This is a genomic window from Treponema succinifaciens DSM 2489, assembly GCF_000195275.1.
GTDB classification, from domain to species: domain Bacteria; phylum Spirochaetota; class Spirochaetia; order Treponematales; family Treponemataceae; genus Treponema_D; species Treponema_D succinifaciens.
On the sequence record NC_015385.1, the window covers coordinates 1,527,739 to 1,544,450 of the forward strand.

The 16,712-nt window shown below is 38.2% G+C and carries 13 protein-coding genes; 5 read left to right on the plus strand and 8 right to left on the minus strand.

All coding sequences use genetic code 11. The features are described from left to right. The first annotated feature begins 89 nt into the window (after nt 1-89). From rdgB to TRESU_RS07325, 5 genes are read left to right on the plus strand one after another with little or no spacing between them, the layout of a single operon-like run. Entirely contained in the window at nt 90-746 is a 657-nt protein-coding gene (gene rdgB / locus TRESU_RS07305; RefSeq protein ID WP_013701611.1) for an RdgB/HAM1 family non-canonical purine NTP pyrophosphatase, read from the plus strand. Further along, the gene (locus TRESU_RS07310; protein ID WP_013701612.1) at nt 739-3,423 is read left to right on the plus strand and encodes a YidC/Oxa1 family membrane protein insertase; all 2,685 of its coding nucleotides are present in this window, start codon (nt 739-741) and stop codon (nt 3,421-3,423) included. The genes rdgB and TRESU_RS07310 overlap by 8 nt, the downstream gene beginning before the upstream one ends. Before the next feature lie 16 nt (nt 3,424-3,439). After that, nucleotides 3,440-4,468 carry a glycosyltransferase family 4 protein gene (locus tag TRESU_RS07315; RefSeq protein WP_013701613.1) on the plus strand — a complete coding sequence of 343 codons (1,029 nt, stop codon included), beginning with the start codon at nt 3,440-3,442 and terminating at the stop codon, nt 4,466-4,468. Nucleotides 4,469-4,527: 59 nt separating this feature from the next. After that, complete coding sequence (gene wbaP, locus TRESU_RS07320) at nt 4,528-5,967, plus strand: undecaprenyl-phosphate galactose phosphotransferase WbaP (RefSeq protein ID WP_013701614.1); 1,440 nt, start codon at nt 4,528-4,530, stop codon at nt 5,965-5,967. Between the two features lie 3 nt (nt 5,968-5,970). Continuing rightward, nucleotides 5,971-7,587: a BamA/TamA family outer membrane protein gene (locus TRESU_RS07325; RefSeq protein ID WP_013701615.1), complete on the plus strand. Its 1,617-nt coding sequence runs from the start codon at nt 5,971-5,973 to the stop codon at nt 7,585-7,587. Nucleotide 7,588: 1 nt separating this feature from the next. On the opposite strand, the gene TRESU_RS07330 is transcribed toward TRESU_RS07325, so the two are convergent. From TRESU_RS07330 to TRESU_RS07365, 8 genes are all read right to left on the minus strand, one after another. After that, nucleotides 7,589-8,704, minus strand: coding sequence for a tetratricopeptide repeat protein (locus TRESU_RS07330; protein WP_013701616.1), 1,116 nt, complete (start codon nt 8,702-8,704; stop codon nt 7,589-7,591). Nucleotides 8,705-8,708: 4 nt separating this feature from the next. After that, the gene (ispG, locus tag TRESU_RS07335; RefSeq protein WP_013701617.1) at nt 8,709-9,806 is read right to left on the minus strand and encodes a flavodoxin-dependent (E)-4-hydroxy-3-methylbut-2-enyl-diphosphate synthase; all 1,098 of its coding nucleotides are present in this window, start codon (nt 9,804-9,806) and stop codon (nt 8,709-8,711) included. 222 nt (nt 9,807-10,028) lie between these two features. Further along, on the minus strand, nt 10,029-10,451 hold the full coding sequence (locus TRESU_RS07340) for an ATP synthase subunit K (protein WP_013701618.1): 423 nt from the start codon (nt 10,449-10,451) through the stop codon (nt 10,029-10,031). Between the two features lie 72 nt (nt 10,452-10,523). Next, entirely contained in the window at nt 10,524-12,455 is a 1,932-nt protein-coding gene (locus TRESU_RS07345; protein ID WP_013701619.1) for a V-type ATP synthase subunit I, read from the minus strand. Beyond that, nucleotides 12,455-13,639 (minus strand): V-type ATP synthase subunit B, encoded by a 1,185-nt coding sequence (locus tag TRESU_RS07350; protein WP_013701620.1) that lies wholly within the window; start codon nt 13,637-13,639, stop codon nt 12,455-12,457. Before TRESU_RS07350 ends, TRESU_RS07345 begins: the two co-directional genes overlap by 1 nt. After that, entirely contained in the window at nt 13,639-15,408 is a 1,770-nt protein-coding gene (locus TRESU_RS07355; RefSeq protein WP_013701621.1) for a V-type ATP synthase subunit A, read from the minus strand. Before TRESU_RS07355 ends, TRESU_RS07350 begins: the two co-directional genes overlap by 1 nt. Beyond that, nucleotides 15,405-15,953: a DUF2764 family protein gene (locus TRESU_RS07360; RefSeq protein ID WP_013701622.1), complete on the minus strand. Its 549-nt coding sequence runs from the start codon at nt 15,951-15,953 to the stop codon at nt 15,405-15,407. Before TRESU_RS07360 ends, TRESU_RS07355 begins: the two co-directional genes overlap by 4 nt. Further along, nucleotides 15,953-16,690, minus strand: coding sequence for an ATP synthase subunit E (locus tag TRESU_RS07365; RefSeq protein ID WP_013701623.1), 738 nt, complete (start codon nt 16,688-16,690; stop codon nt 15,953-15,955). Before TRESU_RS07365 ends, TRESU_RS07360 begins: the two co-directional genes overlap by 1 nt. Between the last annotated feature and the right edge of the window lie 22 nt (nt 16,691-16,712).

The window sequence follows — 16,712 nt, forward strand, 5'->3', positions numbered from 1 at the left end:
TTTATCAGAAAGTGTTTTTACATGCGTTTGCCCTGATAGAAATCCGCAATTCTCTCGACAACAAGCATTTAAAATGCTATTCTTTTGGAATGAAAATTTATCTTGCAACCGGAAATTTAAATAAAAAACGTGAAGTCTCAGAACTTTTTCCAGAGCATACAATTGTAATTCCAAAGGACGAGGGAATTGATTTTGACCCCGAAGAAACCGGCTCGACTTTTTACGAGAACAGCCTTATAAAAGCAAAAGCGTTGTGGGAAATTGTGCGCTCCCCTGTTCTTGCCGATGATTCTGGAATTTGCGCAGATGCATTGAACGGAGCCCCAGGAATTTATTCTTCGCGTTATGCAGGACCGGATTTTATGCGAGGAAAACCTGACGGGAAAAAAATTCCGCAGGAAGAACAGAACAAATTTCTAATTCAACAGATAACGGACTCAATTTCTTCTGGAAAGTTTCAGAAACGGACTGCTCATTACACTTGCTCAATGGTTCTTTACATGGGAAACGACAGGCTTTTTGTTGTGCAGGAAACAATGGAAGGTGAAATTGTCGAAAAAATTGAAGATGCAAGAGGAGCAGGCGGATTCGGATACGATCCGATTTTTTATCTTCCCGAGCTCGGAAAAACTGCCGCAGAACTTACAGCAGAACAAAAAAATGCAATAAGCCACCGCGGAAAAGCTTCGCGTCTCATAAAAAAAATAGCAGAAGAATTTCTTTGCGACGAGGGAAAAAATGCTTAATGCTCTTTTTAATATAATAATTGCTCCGATTATACAGATTCTTGAATTTTTTTTCACGCTTTTCTTTGAAATAACAAACAACCACGGACTTGCAGTAATAGGACTTAGCATTGTTGTTACGCTCTGCACTCTTCCGCTTTATATGGTTGCAGAGCAATGGCAGGAAAAAGAACGCGAAATCCAAGAGAACTTAAAGCCCGGCACAAAAAGAATCAAGAAATTTTTCAAAGGCGACGAGCAGTACATGATTCTTACAACTTTTTACAAGCAGAACCATTATCATCCGCTTATGGCATTGCGCTCTTCATTCAGCCTTTTAATTCAGATTCCTTTTTTTATAGCGGCTTACACTTTTCTTTCTCATCTTGAGGCATTGAAAGGCGTTTCATTTTTATTTATAAAAGATTTTGGAAATCCCGACGCAACTTTTAAAATTGGTTCTTTCTATATAAATGTCCTGCCGATTGCAATGACATTAATCAACTGCATTTCCGGCGCGCTTTATTCAAAAGGCCATGGAATCAATGAAAAAATACAGATTTTTGGATGCGCTGCTGTTTTTCTTTTGCTACTTTATAATTCTCCAGCCGGACTTGTTGTCTACTGGACAATGAATAATATTTTTTCACTTGTAAAAAACATTTTCTATAAACTTAAAAATCCTAAAAAAGTCCTTTATACAATATTGTGCATCACGGCATTTTTGCTTTTTATTTCAACTGCGACAATCTTAAGAAAAATCAAAGTTGAGTTCAGAATTCTCGTTGCTGTTTTTGCGTTTTGTCTTCCGGTCATTCCTTTCATAGTAAAAAAAGTTTCTGACATTCTTGAAAGAAAATTTTCTGTTCTTGACGAAAACAAAAAGCTAAGATTTTCACTTTTTATTTTATCTGCAATTTTGCTGGCATTTCTTGCAGGTTTTCAAATTCCATCCACACTTATGGAAAGCGAGCCGGAACAATATTGCTATGTTGACAACTACAACTCGCCTTTTGTGTTTTTGTTTAATACTTTTTTTCAGGCGGCAGGACTTTTCTTATTTTGGCCGACTTGCTTTTACGCGCTTTTTTCATCAAAAATAAAAAAATCATTTTCTCTGATTTTCCCAATTCTGGCATTTGTCGCGCTTTTAAATACTTTTGCATTTTCAGGAAGCTATGGACCGATTTTGCCTGAATGTATTTTTATGCAGCCACAGCTTTTTAAGCCGACTTTAGTTTCGTTCTTGCTGAATATTGTGGCGATCGCAGGAATTATTGCGGCAGTTTTTATAATCATAAAGAAACAGACTAAAATAATAAGCTACTGCGCTACCATTGTAGTTGCAGCTCTTTTTATGAATTCATTTGCAAACTGCATAAAAATAAACAAAGAATTCAAAAAAATGCAGCCGCCTTCAATAAAAACTGAAATCGAGCCGGTCTATCATCTTTCAAAAACAGGAAAAAATGTCATTGTAATCATGCAGGACAGACTTTTTATGCCTTTTGTTGAACAGTGTTTCGAAGAAAAGCCTATTTTTAGACAGAAATTTGATGGATTCACTTTTTATAAAAATGCCATTTCATTCGGAAGATACACAATGATTGGAACTCCAGGAATTTTTGGAGGCTACAGTTTTACCCCCTACGAAATAAACCAGAGATCAGATGAAACATTGCAGGAAAAACACAATCAGGCACTTTTGACGCTTCCTGTTGTGTTTCATGAAGCAGGATTTAGCACAACAGTTTCAGGACTTCCGTATGAAAATTATCTTGAGTATCCAATTGAAAATATGTACAAGGGATATGAATATGTAAAGCGTGCGGAAACAAGAGGCGCATACTCTGATCTTTGGTATCAGCAGCACGGAATACAAAAAGTTCAGTTTCTTGCAAAAGACATAAAGCGAAATTTTATTTGGTTCAGTATTTTCAAAATGGTCTCGCCTGTTTTTAGACGGACTGTTTACCATAACAAATACTGGACATCTTTTGACTCTTACAACGACGGATTGCCGCGCTTTGTAGACAATTATTCAGAGCTTGACTATCTTCCGCAGCTTACGGACGCAACTTCAACTGAAAATAGTTTTATAATGATTGACAATGAAACAGTGCATGAGTCGATTTTGCTGGACTATCCGGATTACATTCCAACAGGAAAGGAAGCCACAAGATTCGGTCCTGGAAAATACGCAAAACATGATCATTTTACAACTATGATGGCGGTTTTCAATACATATGAAAAATTCTTTGACTATTTAAAATCCATTGGAGTTTATGACAATACAAGAATTATAATAGTTTCTGACCATGGAACAACGGTTCAAGTTCCAGAACTTAAAAATGAAAGCGGTTCAAAACTGAAAAAGCAGAATGTTGTTGCGACTTTGCTCGTAAAAGATTTTTATGCGCATGGTCCGGTAAAAGAGGACATGACTTTTATGACAAATGCCGACACGCCATACCTTGCAACAAAAGACATTGTGGCTGGGGCGAAAAATCCATTCACAGGCTTTCCGTTCCTTGTAGAAGACAAAGCTCCGTTTGTAAAAATTCAAATTGCACAGGCACAAAGCACTCGAATAAGAAAACAGACTTCTTTCCCAGTTCCAAAAGACGAATGGTTCACAGTTCACGACAACATTTTTGTAAAAGAAAACTGGGCGCCATTGTTCAGCGACGGACAGTAATTTTTTAGTGAAGAAAATGAAAATTGCAGTTGACTGCCGCATGAGCGGAAAAAGCGGAATCGGAACTTTTTTAGACGAAATTCTTCCATATTTAAAAAACAGCGGAAATGAATTGTTTTTATTCGGAAGCAAAGAAGGAGAATCTTGCAATGTAAAAACTTTTTCGCTGAAAGAAATGTTTCTATTTCCGAAAGAGCTTTTAAAAAAAATAAATTCATGCGATGTTTATTTTTCGCCATACTGCAACATTCCCGGCGGAATAAAAATTCCTGTTTTTTCAACAATCCATGACATTGTTTTTCTTGATGTAAAAGGACTCTGCGGAAAAATTGGAATCATTGCAAGAAAATTTTTCTACAAACGCGCCATAAAAAAATCCAAGGAAATTTTTACAGTTTCAAATTTCAGCAAGGAAAGAATTGAAAAAGTTCTAAAATGCAAGAAAAAAATTGCGGTTGTCTACAATGGTCTTCCAAACTATATGGAAAAAAAATGTCCAAATGTGCAAAAAAATAATTCTATAATTTTTATTGGAAACATAAAAAAACACAAAGGCCTTTCTGTTCTGCTTGAAGCCTTTGAAAAATTCTATCAGCTTGAAAACGCGGAAAAACCAAAGCTTTTGATTGTTGGCTCTAAGGATAATTTCCGTACAAAAGACAATAGCATTTCAGAAAAAATCAGCGAGATGAATTCAAGATTTCCGAATTCAATTGAATTCACTGGATTTGTTGAAAATGAAAAACTGCTATTGCTTTTAACCCAGGCAAAATTTTTGGTGCAGCCGTCACTTTACGAAGGTTTCGGAATTCCGCCGTTGCAAGCGCTTTTTTGCGGAACAAAAGCCGTTATTTCAGATATTCCAGTTTTCAAGGAAATTTACGACGGATTTCCTGTTGTCTTTTTTCAAAGCGGAAACAGCAACGATTTGTGCGAAAAAATGCAAAAAACTTTTTGCAACGACAGTCCACTTGGAGAAATTCCTGAGAAATATTCCTATAAAAAAACAGCAGCCTTGATTTTAAGTGAAATAACTAGAAAATAATGCGTTTTTATGTGTAACAATAGACAATTCCGCTTTTTTCCTTTATACTGGATAGACTTATGATTTCTAGTATCAATGCGAAAGAATTAGAAAAGCACCTAAAATCTCAATACAAATACACAAGTTCATTTATTTCTGGTATTTCGCTTGGTTTTATAGATGCCTTGGTTTTTATGCTTTCAATTTGCATTGGATTTTTTATTGTGAATGCAGTTGATCCTTCTTGTATAAATTTCAGATCTTTTTTGAAGTATTCAGTTTTCTTGCCGGCAGTTTTCATTGTTTTCTATTTAAATGGACTTTACCCAGGAATTCTTTTAGCTCCAGAAGACGAAGTAAGACGATTTTCACTTTCATCGTTTTTTATTCTTATAGGAGAAGCTTTTGCGCTCACAACTATAAAATCCACAAAAGACCTTATTCCAATTGCCATTGCCCTTGTGCTTTCATGGCCATTTGCAACAATCTTGCTTCCGCTTGGAAGAGAAATAAGCAGAAGATATTTTGCAAAATTCTCATGGTGGGGAGTTCCTGCGGTAGTTTACAACAAAGATGACAGGGCAAATTTAATCGTAGAGCGTCTTTTGAAAAAAAAATATCTTGGCTACAGACCAATTCTTATTGTAACAGATTCTGCCATTCACAAAGATGAATTCCTTGGAATAAAAATTGTTGAGCAGTCCGCTGAAATTTCCGCAGTTCTAAAAAAAATCAACATAAAAGTTGGAATTCTTTGTGGATTCAATAAAAATCTTGAAGAGCTTCAGACAAACTACAGATATTTAATTCGAGTTCCAAGAGAGCAGCTGAACACAACAATGTCTTTGCACATGAAAGATTTCGGCGGGATTCTTGCATTTTCTTCAACAAATTATCTTACAAAGAAAAGTTCATTATTATTAAAAAGAGCCATAGACATTGTTGTATGCATTTGCGTTTCGCCGATTTTGATTCCGCTTACATTGATTATAGCAGTTGCAATAAAAATAAGCTCGCCCGGACCAGTTTTCTACGGACACAAAAGAGTCGGAAAAAATCATTCAGTTTTAAAATGCTGGAAATTCCGCTCAATGTGCATCGACGCAGACAAAAAGCTAAAGGAAATTCTTGAAAATGATCCTGCAAGAGCTGCTGAATGGGAAAAGGACAGAAAATTCACAGACGATCCTCGCGTAACAAAACTTGGAAAATTCCTAAGGAAAACCAGCCTTGATGAAATTCCGCAGATTTGGAATATTTTTGTCGGAGAAATGTCTTTGGTTGGTCCGCGTCCAGTTACAGAGCCTGAACTCACAAAATACGGAAAATATTCAGACTATGTGCTTTCTGTAAAACCGGGACTAAGCGGAATGTGGCAGATTTCAGGACGGAGCGACACTGGCTATGAGGAAAGAATCAATTTGGACACTTATTATATTCAAAACTGGTCTGTATGGCTTGATATTTGGATTTTGATAAAAACAGTCGGAGTTGTAATAAAAGGCAAAGGAGCCTATTAAGCTATGCTGAAAAATTTAAAAACACTTGTCTTCGTTGTGATTTCTTGTGCATCAGCAATTTTTGCACAGGAAGACCTTTTTCAAATAAAAAAAGTTGACTTCATTTCAAAAGGAAAAACAAAAGAGTCAGCATTAAAAAAAAATATTTCAGATATAAACTACAAAAGAGTTTTCAATTCTAAGGAAGAACTCGAAAAATATCTTCATGACATATATCAGAACATAGAAAACACAAGGCTTCTTACAGACATCGAATATTCATACGACATAGCAGAAACCACAGGCGACGGAATAAATCTTATTGAAGCGCAATACACTTTTAATGATTCACATTCAATGCTGATTTTTCCAAAGCCGTCTTTAGACACAAACTCAGGAATAGAAATCAAGCTCAAGCTTAAAGACAACAACTTTTTAGGACTTATGAACGACTTGAATGTTGATTTGAATTTGAACTTTGGAGATGACGACGAGCCGGACAATTATTCAAAAGTAACAACAGGATTCGCTTTTAGCTACGACTACCCTTTTGATATTGGAATCACCGAAAATACTTGGAGCAATTCATTTGACTTCAATTGGACAATAGGCGACAATGCTCCTGAATACGACTACACAACAGGAATCGCTGTTATAGTTCCAATCGGCCAGCATAAAATTAAATTTGAATTTTCACAGTCAATAATAAAAAATCTTGACTATGAAAAATATGATGATGCTCTTTACTTTGTAGAAGACGCGACAATTTCACTTCCGTTTTCAATTGGCTACATAGGAAACACAACAGAAGTTACTTACACGCCTTCTATAAATTTTACGCATAACTGGGATAGAAACGGAATTAATAAAAACAACGATGATTTGTACCAGACTCCGATGATAAAGCCGGGACAGACAATAAGCTTCAGCAATATAAACTGGGTGGGCCTAAACAACTTTAGGACTGGATATTCATTTTCAGCATCTCAATACATGGGCTGGGACATAACGGCAGATACAATTGATGAAAAAGTAGTTCCATCAGTTGAAGCGAATTTAAAATTATTCAAAAGTTTCAAATATGTTGGTTTTGCAATCAACGCAAACGGATTTGCAGGTTACAACACAAAATTTTCGATCGGTGAATATTTAAGAGGCGCGCCAGACAAACAGGAATTTGACGACTACGAAGTTGACGCGGACAACTATGCGCTAAAAACTCCGGCTGCGATAGTTTTTAACTTTGATATGCCAATACACATTGTTACCGTCCGCTGGCTTGACTGGAGCTATGCATTGTTCGGAAGCTATGACACAAAGCCAAAAGTTATAAAAGCGATTGCATTTTTACCCCATAAAATTTTCAAGTACCTGAACTTTGAATTTCAGCTAAGTCCATTCTTTGACGCTGCCTTGATAAAAAACAGAGGCACTGGCTCGAACTTGAACTATAAAGAAGGAATTTATACAGGCGGACTTGAAGCTCTTGTGTATCCTGAAAAATGGAAAAGTTTTGTTGTGCGCGCAAGTCTTGGTGTAGACCTTTCCAAAAAGATACTCAACGGACACATGGACTTTGACAGTTCCTGGAGAAAAGGAAAAGCTTGGGAAGCGTATTTTGGCTTAGGACTTCAATTCTAATTCAGTTTTCAGATTTTACAATTTTTTCTGAAGCGTAAGATTTCCAGTATTCAACAGGCGAAGATTCTGAAAGAGAAACAAAAAGTGAACGGGAAAAAACTATTTTTCCAGAATTAGCTGCGGATTCAGCAAGGTCGCAGAAAAGTTCCCATACACCGTTTTTTATGCCCCACTCCACAATGTCGCTGTAGCTGGAAGATTTAGCAAGAAGCGTCTTAAAATTTGAATATTTAAAGCCGTTTATTCTTTGCATTAAAACAGATTCAATTTTTGTTACAGCCAAAATTCCTGCAAAAGCATTAAATTTCAACGCTTTGTCATTTTCAGCTTCTGACATATAAAGTTTTCCAAGCTTCACAAACGCTTTCAATCCTGCTGTATCTTCCGCACGGTACAAAAGAAAAAATTTTTCAAGGGTATCTGAAGAATCAGTATTAATAATATGAAGAAGCGCATCCATGTAGCCTAAATTCGTAAAAACAGAATCATCACTTGCAATCACAAGAAGATATTTTTCGTAGTCGTCTTTGCTTCCCAAGTCATAAGAAAGTTCGGCAAGCTCATAAAGCAAATCATATTTTTCCATTGAAACATCAAGATTCACAGAATACTCATAAGCATCTTTCATGTAATTCAAGGCAACAGAATACTCGCCTTCAAGCTTATAAATTTTTCCAAGAAGAAAATCAGCCTCTGGATAATGCGCATAAAGTGAAACAAACTCAATCAGCTCTGAATAGCTTCCGTTAAAAAAATCCAAGCCATGTTTTTCAATATGCATTGAAACGATTTTTGAAGCTTCTGTAAATTTCAATTCATTTAAAACCTGCGAAACACGTTCAATTGAATCTCCAGCACGCCGGACTCTTGAATTTTTTAAAGTTTCATCAAGAATATAAGTTTGCCACTTGGCATTTTGAGAACGTATAACTTTTGCTTGCTCTGCAAATTTTACAGCAGTTCCAAAGTCATTTTTTTCAAAAGAATCTTTGGCTTTTTGCAATGCCCTCCAATCTTCCTGCCCCTTTTGAGGTTTTCTAGGAGCGGCAAAAATATCAAAGCAAAAAAACAATATAAACGAAAAAACAACAAAAACTTTTATGGCAAACTTTCTCATTGAATTAAAGATTCTCCAAAACCTTTTTGAATTCTATATCGGCATTTTTTTCATCAATTGTTTGCACTATTTTTCCTTTTTTGAAAATTATGCATTTTCCGCCGCCGCCAGCAATTCCTAAATCAGCATGCTTGCCCTCTCCCGGTCCATTTACAATGCAACCCATTACCGCAACTGTGATATTTTTATCAAGTGAAAGCAACTTATTCTGCCAGCGTTCCATAAATCCGTGGACATCAAAACCTAAACGTCCGCATCTAGGACAGCTTATCAGAGTAACGCCGCCAGTTCTAAGTCCGCATTCATGCAAAATTTCCCTTCCTGCAATAACTTCATTTTCAGGGGAAGATGAAAGGCTGACGCGGATTGTAGAGCCAATCCCTTCAGTTAAAAGACGGGAAAAAGCCAGTGTAGATTTTACAACTCCGGTAATCAAAGGTCCCGCCTCTGTTACGCCGATGTGCAAAGGAATATCCGACTGACGGGCAAAAGCCTCGTTCGCCTCTATTGTTTCCTGAACACTCGAAGCTTTCATGCTGACTGCAAAATTTTCAAATTTAAGAGATGCAAAAATTTCAGCTTCTCTTAATGCAGTTTCCGCTAAAGCCTGTGCCCTTGTAATTTCTGAATTTTCAACTTTTCTTTCCAAGTCTTTAGGCAAAGATCCTGTGTTCACGCCAATTCTTATAGCCGCGCTTTTTTCCTTGCAAGCCTCTACAACAGCTTTTGTCCTGTCGAAATTTCCTATGTTTCCAGGATTGATTCTGATTACAGAAATATTTCCTTTCAAGCACTCTAGTGCCAGCCTATAGTCAAAGTGTATATCAGCAACAAGCGGAACATCCGTGTTCCCGGCAATTTTGCACAAAGAATGCGCGCTTTCCATGTCAGGAACAGCAAAACGGACAATGTCGCAGCCAAGGGATTTCAAACTGTCAATGCGCTTTATAATTGAATCAAGACGGCTGTTGTCAATTTCAGTTATTGACTCTTTCCACATTGTCTGAACTGTAACAGGATTTTTTCCGCCGATATATATTTTTTTTATTCCGTTATTTCCACCGATTTGAATTACACGCGGAGTTTTAAATTTTTCTTCCATAATATTTATTATATCAAATTGAAGACTTGTGTAAAAGCATTTATTTCAAGGCAAACGCATTATAAATAATTTAACTAAAGTTTGCGCGAAGGAACGGTTCCTAGGAGCCAGTTTTATGCTGAATACATTTATAATGCGTTTGCCCTTACATTTATTTTTAGACAAAAAAACCCGGAAGCAAAAAAGCTCCGGGCAATTTAATTTCTTATAGAATGAAAAATTTTAGCAAACAATCATTCCGAATACCATAGAGAACAAAGCGATTGTTTCGCAAAGACCTACAACCATGATGTACTGCGCAAATCCTTTTCCAGTTTCCGCCAAAGCATCAGAGCCAGCAGCACCTGCTTTTCCCTGAGCAACAGCAGACATGCACATTGAAAGACCGCAAGCAATTCCAAGTCCAAGAAGGAACAAAGGATCAGCTGTAGAAGTTCTCATTGTGTTCATAAGAAGAAAGCCATAAATTGTCTGTGTAAGCGGAGCTCCTGCAAAAACAACCAAAAGGAAAGGAGCAGGCTTGTTATTCAAATAGCATCTTTTCCAAGCTCCAATTGCTCCCTGACCTGCAATTCCAATACCGATTGCGCTTCCAATCGCGGCAATTCCCATTACAACACCAGCACCAATCATTCCCCAGTTCATAAATACTCCTTTACGCAAATTTGCGTTGTTAATCTAATTTTTTAGGCAGAAATTCCCGCCGTAATTCAAATTTTATTTTTCCTCACGGAACGGAGAATATTTTGTTCCGCTCCACGACATTCCAAGATGCTGGCTGAATTCAAGTGTATTCAGACGCACACCATGAACAATAACAGACAAAAGGTTCAGCACAATATTCAGTCCATGACCAAAGCATAAAAGAATAACGCCAAAACCAACCATAATCAGCTTGCCAAGCATAGGTCCAGCCATTGTATTTATTGTACTGCTTATAGCTGCACCGGCAAGAGCAACAGCCCACAAGCGTATATAAGAAACAATGTCGCTGAAAACATTTACAATTCCTAAAAGCACGCTGATAATATTCTTTAGACTTTCAAAAATAGAATCTTTAATACTTCCGTCATAATTTGAAAATATAAAATTCAATGCAAACCCAAAGAAAAGCACACCAAGCGCAACATAAGGAATTGGAAGCCAGCCGATTCCAAAGAAATACAAAGTCTCTTCTGTAATTCCAAGCGGATATTTTACAGCATCAACAACCATGTCCATTACAACATAGTACATTCCCCAAAGCTCAAGCAAAGAGCCAAGTTCTCCAAGGCACTTTAAGGATTTCCTATAACGAAGAATTCCTTTTATATGGGCAATGCTAAGCTGAACAATAGCAAGGATAAAACAGAAAATCTGCTGGTTAGTATTAGAAACATCAGATCCAACTTTTGCAGGTGAAATCGGCGCAAAAGACAAATCCACCATCCATTTTGGAAGTTTTGCTGAATCTATACCAAACCAAGTGCAAGTCAAAACACCCCAGCACATTGTACTGAATCCGAGCAAAAAGACAAGCACATTTACAGAAGAAAATGCCTTTCCGTTTTTTGCGCCTTTAGCCATAAGCCCAATTGCAAGCGCGCAGATTAATGCACCATATCCCGCATCTCCAAAAATCATTGCAAAGAAAATGCAGAAGAAGAGCAAGAACCAGCCTGAAATATCATACTCATGGTAGCCCGGCGTAACATCAAGAAAGTTTGTAAGCGGATAAATAAGTTCTACAAGCTTATTGTTTTTTAGCTTTGTAGGAACCGGATCATCATCCGCAGGATCAGAAGCCACAAATGCCCAACCGTTTTCTGCGCATACAACTTTGAAATTTTTCATTGAGTCAACTGGAATATACCCTGTAAGCCAAGCAAGTTTCGTTTCCTCGCCATCAGAATTTTCATTTGAAGATTCTGATTCCATGCCGCTGTACAAATTTTCAAATTCAATATCAGAGGCAAGCTGCTTCTTATAATTAAGCAAAGCAGTGCGGAATTTTTTCTCTGCAAAAATCTTCTTGTCTATTACTTCAATTCCATGCTCGTCATCTACAATATTTTTCTTCATCTGACGAGTAGAATATTCAGGCAAAGGAACAGCATACGCTTCAGCCGGAAGACCTGCAGGACGCTCTTCAAGTTCTGTTTCTGATTTTAGCAAAAACCTAGAAACTTTATTTATGGAATTTACAAGAACAGTTTCGCAATCTTCGCCAATCATCTGGTACTTTTCAGAAGGAATTTCATACATATATAGGAAAATTCCTTTTTCTGCAAAAGCCTTAAATTCCTCAGGATCTATGTCGCCCCATTTTTCAAGCCGGGCAAGTTCATTTTTATTCTGGGAAATTAAATCAAAAAGCGTTTTTTTTCTGTCGCTTAAAGATATTATTTCCTTCGCCTTTTCCCGAGCTGAATCTTTGTCAAGTTTTTCCTGAATTAAAGCAGGAGACTTTTTTGACTCTTTTATTTCATCAAGAATAGAAATGGCCTTGTCAGTTTCCGCAGCAGATTCCCTGTAAGCAGAAAGTGCCGGACTAGAGCCTTCCACAGCCTCCAAATGCAGAACTCCAGCTTTTCTAAGCTGCTTTAAAGAAGCCTTTCTTGTTGAATCAAGAATAACCAAAGAGACTTTTTTCATCTGCACAATAGCCATTATTCAGCCTCCTTAGCATCAGCCTGAAGTTTTTTCTTGGAAATTTTTGAGCGTACAACAGCATTGACCTGCTCATCTCCAAGAAAAATTCCTATGCGCTTGATATTAGCTTTTGTTTCAGGAATTTTTACTTTTTCAAACAGATTTACACGCTGAGTTGTTGTGCGAAGCTCTTTTGCCAAAAGCCTTACCTGCTCGTCAAGAACTTCCGCCTCCAAATCAAGCTCAAGCGCTTTTTCCATTCTATCCGCAGCCATATCAATCCAAAGAGGAGTTGAATAAAGGTTATAGTCGCCACGTCCGAAATCTGCGCCTTCATAAACCGTTATAGAGCCAGAATCAGCAAAGTCAACAGCCTTTTCATAGCGACTTGCAAGCTGAGAGTACAAGTCTCCCGGATAACCACGGTTAGAAGGAACTTGCTCCTGAGTAATTGCGATTTCCTTCATTGAATCAGCGAAGTTTGTCATATCTGTAAGAAGAACAAGAACGTCCTTTCCCTGAAGCGCAAACTGCTCAGCAACTGCAAGCGAAAGATCCGGAATCTTAATGCATTCAACAGTCGGATCAGCAGCAGTATGAACAAACATTACAGTCTTGCTCAATGCGCCGCCTTCTTCCAATGTTTTTTTGAAGTAAAGATAATCGTCATACTTCAAGCCCATTCCGCCAAGAACAATAACATCAGCCTGTGCCTGCATAGCGATACGGGCCAAAAGCTGATTGTAAGGTTCACCTGAAATTGAGAAAATAGGAATTTTCTGGCTGACAACCAAAGTATTGAAAACATCAATCATTGGAATGTTTGTACGCATCATCCTATTTGGATTAATACGTTTTGCAGGGTTTACAGAAGGACCGCCGATTGCAACAAGATTTTCAGTCAATGCAGGGCCGTGGTCTCTTGGCTCTGCTGAACCGTTAAAAATACGTCCAAGTAAATTTTCGCTGAAAGAAACACGCATTTCGTGTCCCAAGAAGCGAATCTGGTCATTTGTAGCAACACCGCGTCCGCCAGCAAAAACCTGCAATGAAACTGTATCGCCGTCAATCTTATTCACTTCAGCAAGGGACTTTCCGAATCTTGTGTTTATTTCAGCAAGTTCATTAAGCTTTACGCCTTTTGCTTTTACAGTAATAACGCTTCCGTTTATGCTTTCAATTTTGCTATATACTTTATTCATTATTCACCGTCCTTGAGAAGCTTCTTTGCCTCGTTAGATACCTGCGCATTTTTTGAAGACAAAGTACTTTCTATGACTTTTTCAGCTTTTGTAAAATCCGAGCTCTTGAATTCCTTGTAGTTCATATCAATGAAATTCTGGCGCAAAGTATTAAAGAAGTTGCGGGCATCGTCTTTTTCTTCAAAGTCAAAGTCAGAGCCAAGAATTTCAACAATTTTATTGAAAACATATTTCTGACGTTCTACAGAAGATGCGCCTTCAATTTCATCAAAACTATCCTGCTGCATATAGACGGCATCAAGGAATTCACTCTTCAAGTAAATAACAAAATCTGAAAGGCTTGTTCCTTCTTCACCAATAACTTTCATCATTTGGTTGACTTCTGCGCCTCTTTTATAGACATTGCGAGCAAACTCAACAAGATTATGTCCAATTGTAGATTTGTATTTTGACCAGGAATCAAGCGGATCAATAGAAGGATAACGGCGCGCATCGGAACGTTCGCGGCTAAGACCATGGAATGCGCCAACAACTTTCAAAGTTGCCTGAGTAACAGGCTCTTCAAAGTTTCCACCAGCAGGAGAAACTGTTCCACCGATTGTAACAGAACCGACATTTCCATCGCGGAGCTTTACAATTCCCGCGCGTTCATAGAAAGAAGCGATTGTTGACTCCAAATATGCAGGGAACGCTTCTTCACCAGGAATTTCCTCCAAGCGGCCGGACATTTCACGCATAGCCTGCGCCCATCTTGAAGTAGAATCAGCAAGAAGAAGAACATTAAGTCCCATCTGACGGTAATATTCTGCAAGAGTAACGCCTGTGTAGCACGAAGCTTCGCGCGAAGCAACCGGCATAGAAGATGTATTGCAGATTATGATTGTGCGCTCCATAAGAGAACGGCCTGTGCGAGGGTCTTTAAGTTCTGGGAATTCTGTAAGAGTTTCTACAACTTCACCAGCGCGTTCTCCACAAGCTGCGATAATTACAATGTCAACATCGGCATTGCGGCTTGTTGTATGCTGAAGAACAGTTTTTCCAGCTCCAAACGGACCAGGAATACAATATGTTCCGCCTTTTGCAACAGGGAAAAATGTATCAATCAGGCGGACTTTAGTAACCATCGGCTCATCAGGGCTAAGACGCTCTGCATAGCAATTTACAGCGCGTTTTACAGGCCATTTAAAGCTCATGCTGATATTTACAGATTTTCCTTTTTCATCAGCGAGAGTTGCAATAGTATCGTGAATTTTATATTCGCCTGCCTTTGCAATTTTTTTGATTGTGTAAGTTCCAAGGAATCCAAAAGGAACAAGGATTTTGTGGGTAAAAGGTCCTTCTGGAACAGTTCCAATGTTGTCTCCTGCAAAAACCTTGTCGCCTTCTTTTGCAGTAGGAGTGAATTCCCACTTTTTATTTTCATCAAGAGCAGGAAGATAAACGCCGCGCTCAAGAAAGTATCCAGATTTTTCAGCAAGAAGAGGAAGCGGATTCTGCAATCCATCATAAACCTGACCTAAAAGACCAGGACCAACTTCAACGCTAAGCAAATCTCCAGTAAATTCTACAGAACAATCTGTTGAAATACCATTTGTCATTTCGTAAATCTGCATCTGCGCTGTATTTCCGCGGATACGGATTACCTCTCCCTTCAGGCTTTTTCCGCCAACTTTAACGTAGCCTACTTCATTGAGAGATACCTTTCCATCGAATTCAACAGAAACCATGTTTCCATTGACAGCAACAACTTTGCCTTTTGTATCAGTCATTTCTTTTCTCCAAGAATTTCATCATAAATTTTGTGGTAAGAAGCCAAGCCTTCATCCTTGTTAAACTTCTTCATCCGCTCGGCAAGCATCAACTTCAGTCCATAGCTATAAACCGCATCAACTGAAAAATTGTCCAGAGGCGAAATCCGATCCAAAATTCCAAGACGGTACTGATTAAGATACTGCTCCGCCGCCAAAGGACTGTCCATTCCAGTAGCAGTCCGAGCGGCCTGAATAGACTCACCATCACTTGCAGAAGGAAGATCCTTTATATCTTTCTTCATTTTTAAGGCCCTGATTTGAGCCAATGCAAGTCGAAGGCATCTTTCTTTTTCGTACCATTCATCAAGGAAAACTGAACCAGTTGAAACAGGCTCAACAGGAGGTTCCAGCGTAAGTTTTTCAGCAAGCTTCGCAGATTTTTCAGACATAAAACGGCTGCACAAATCCTTGAAATATCCAACTGTAAGCGGAAGTTTCTGAGAACTGTCATCATTTACAGAAATTGCCGGAAGCTGGGCAACCAAATAATAGAGATGTTCCACTATTTTGTTTCCTTTGTAGTTTTTGCACGTGATTTTGCCGCTGGCTTTGCAGTAGTTTTCTTAGCCTTTGAAGCCGCCGGTTTCTTTTCTTCTTCTACAGCAGGCTTTGGCTCTTCCTCTGAAATTCCTGCAGCAGCCTTTTTCATAATTTCTGTTGTCTTTGGATTCAAATATGCACTGAACAAAGCCGCAACTTCTTCTGCGCTAAAATCATAAAATGCAGAGCCATTCTTCGAGCCGATTCTAAACCCTGCAGAAAGGGAAGCATCGCTTTTTATTACAAGCCCCTTTGCAATTTTTGCTTTCAATGCAGTTTTCAAGCTTGTCTCAAGAGCTTTTAAATCCTTTGCAGGCAAAAGAAGTGAAACATCATCCACATCCAGATTGGCAGACCAAGCTTTTACAGTTTCAGGAATCAATTTTTTGAGCAAATCCTTATCCATTGCTTTTTCTGTTTCGGAATTTACAATGGAGGAAAGTTCCTTGTTTATTCCGTCGCGGAATGAAATGATAAGGTTTCGTCCAGCCTGCGCAATAGCATCCTCGCTGGCTTTTTCCATGCGATCAGTTTCAGCTTTTGCAGTTTTTATTATGCTGTCAGCTTTAACTTCAGCATCGCTTACAATTGAAGCGGCTTTTTTTTCCGCATCGGCAATAATCTTGCGGGCGGCAGATTCTGCACTGGAGACACCGTCCTTTTTGATTTTTTCGATTAATTCCTGTAATTGAATGTCCATCACAACCTCTTTATATTTTTCT

Excerpts from the sequence above, each read along its gene's own strand:
- wbaP (WP_013701614.1), top strand. The coding sequence starts at position 4,528 with ATGATTTCTAGTATCAATGCGAAAGAATTAGAAAAGCACCTAAAATCT.
- TRESU_RS07355 (WP_013701621.1), bottom strand. The coding sequence starts at position 15,408 with ATGACTGATACAAAAGGCAAAGTTGTTGCTGTCAATGGAAACATGGTT.
- ispG (WP_013701617.1), bottom strand. The coding sequence starts at position 9,806 with ATGGAAGAAAAATTTAAAACTCCGCGTGTAATTCAAATCGGTGGAAAT.
- TRESU_RS07365 (WP_013701623.1), bottom strand. The coding sequence starts at position 16,690 with ATGGACATTCAATTACAGGAATTAATCGAAAAAATCAAAAAGGACGGT.
- TRESU_RS07310 (WP_013701612.1), top strand. The coding sequence starts at position 739 with ATGCTTAATGCTCTTTTTAATATAATAATTGCTCCGATTATACAGATT.
- TRESU_RS07340 (WP_013701618.1), bottom strand. The coding sequence starts at position 10,451 with ATGAACTGGGGAATGATTGGTGCTGGTGTTGTAATGGGAATTGCCGCG.
- TRESU_RS07315 (WP_013701613.1), top strand. The coding sequence starts at position 3,440 with ATGAAAATTGCAGTTGACTGCCGCATGAGCGGAAAAAGCGGAATCGGA.
- TRESU_RS07350 (WP_013701620.1), bottom strand. The coding sequence starts at position 13,639 with ATGAATAAAGTATATAGCAAAATTGAAAGCATAAACGGAAGCGTTATT.
- TRESU_RS07325 (WP_013701615.1), top strand. The coding sequence starts at position 5,971 with ATGCTGAAAAATTTAAAAACACTTGTCTTCGTTGTGATTTCTTGTGCA.
- TRESU_RS07330 (WP_013701616.1), bottom strand. The coding sequence starts at position 8,704 with ATGAGAAAGTTTGCCATAAAAGTTTTTGTTGTTTTTTCGTTTATATTG.
- TRESU_RS07345 (WP_013701619.1), bottom strand. The coding sequence starts at position 12,455 with ATGGCTATTGTGCAGATGAAAAAAGTCTCTTTGGTTATTCTTGATTCA.
- rdgB (WP_013701611.1), top strand. The coding sequence starts at position 90 with ATGAAAATTTATCTTGCAACCGGAAATTTAAATAAAAAACGTGAAGTC.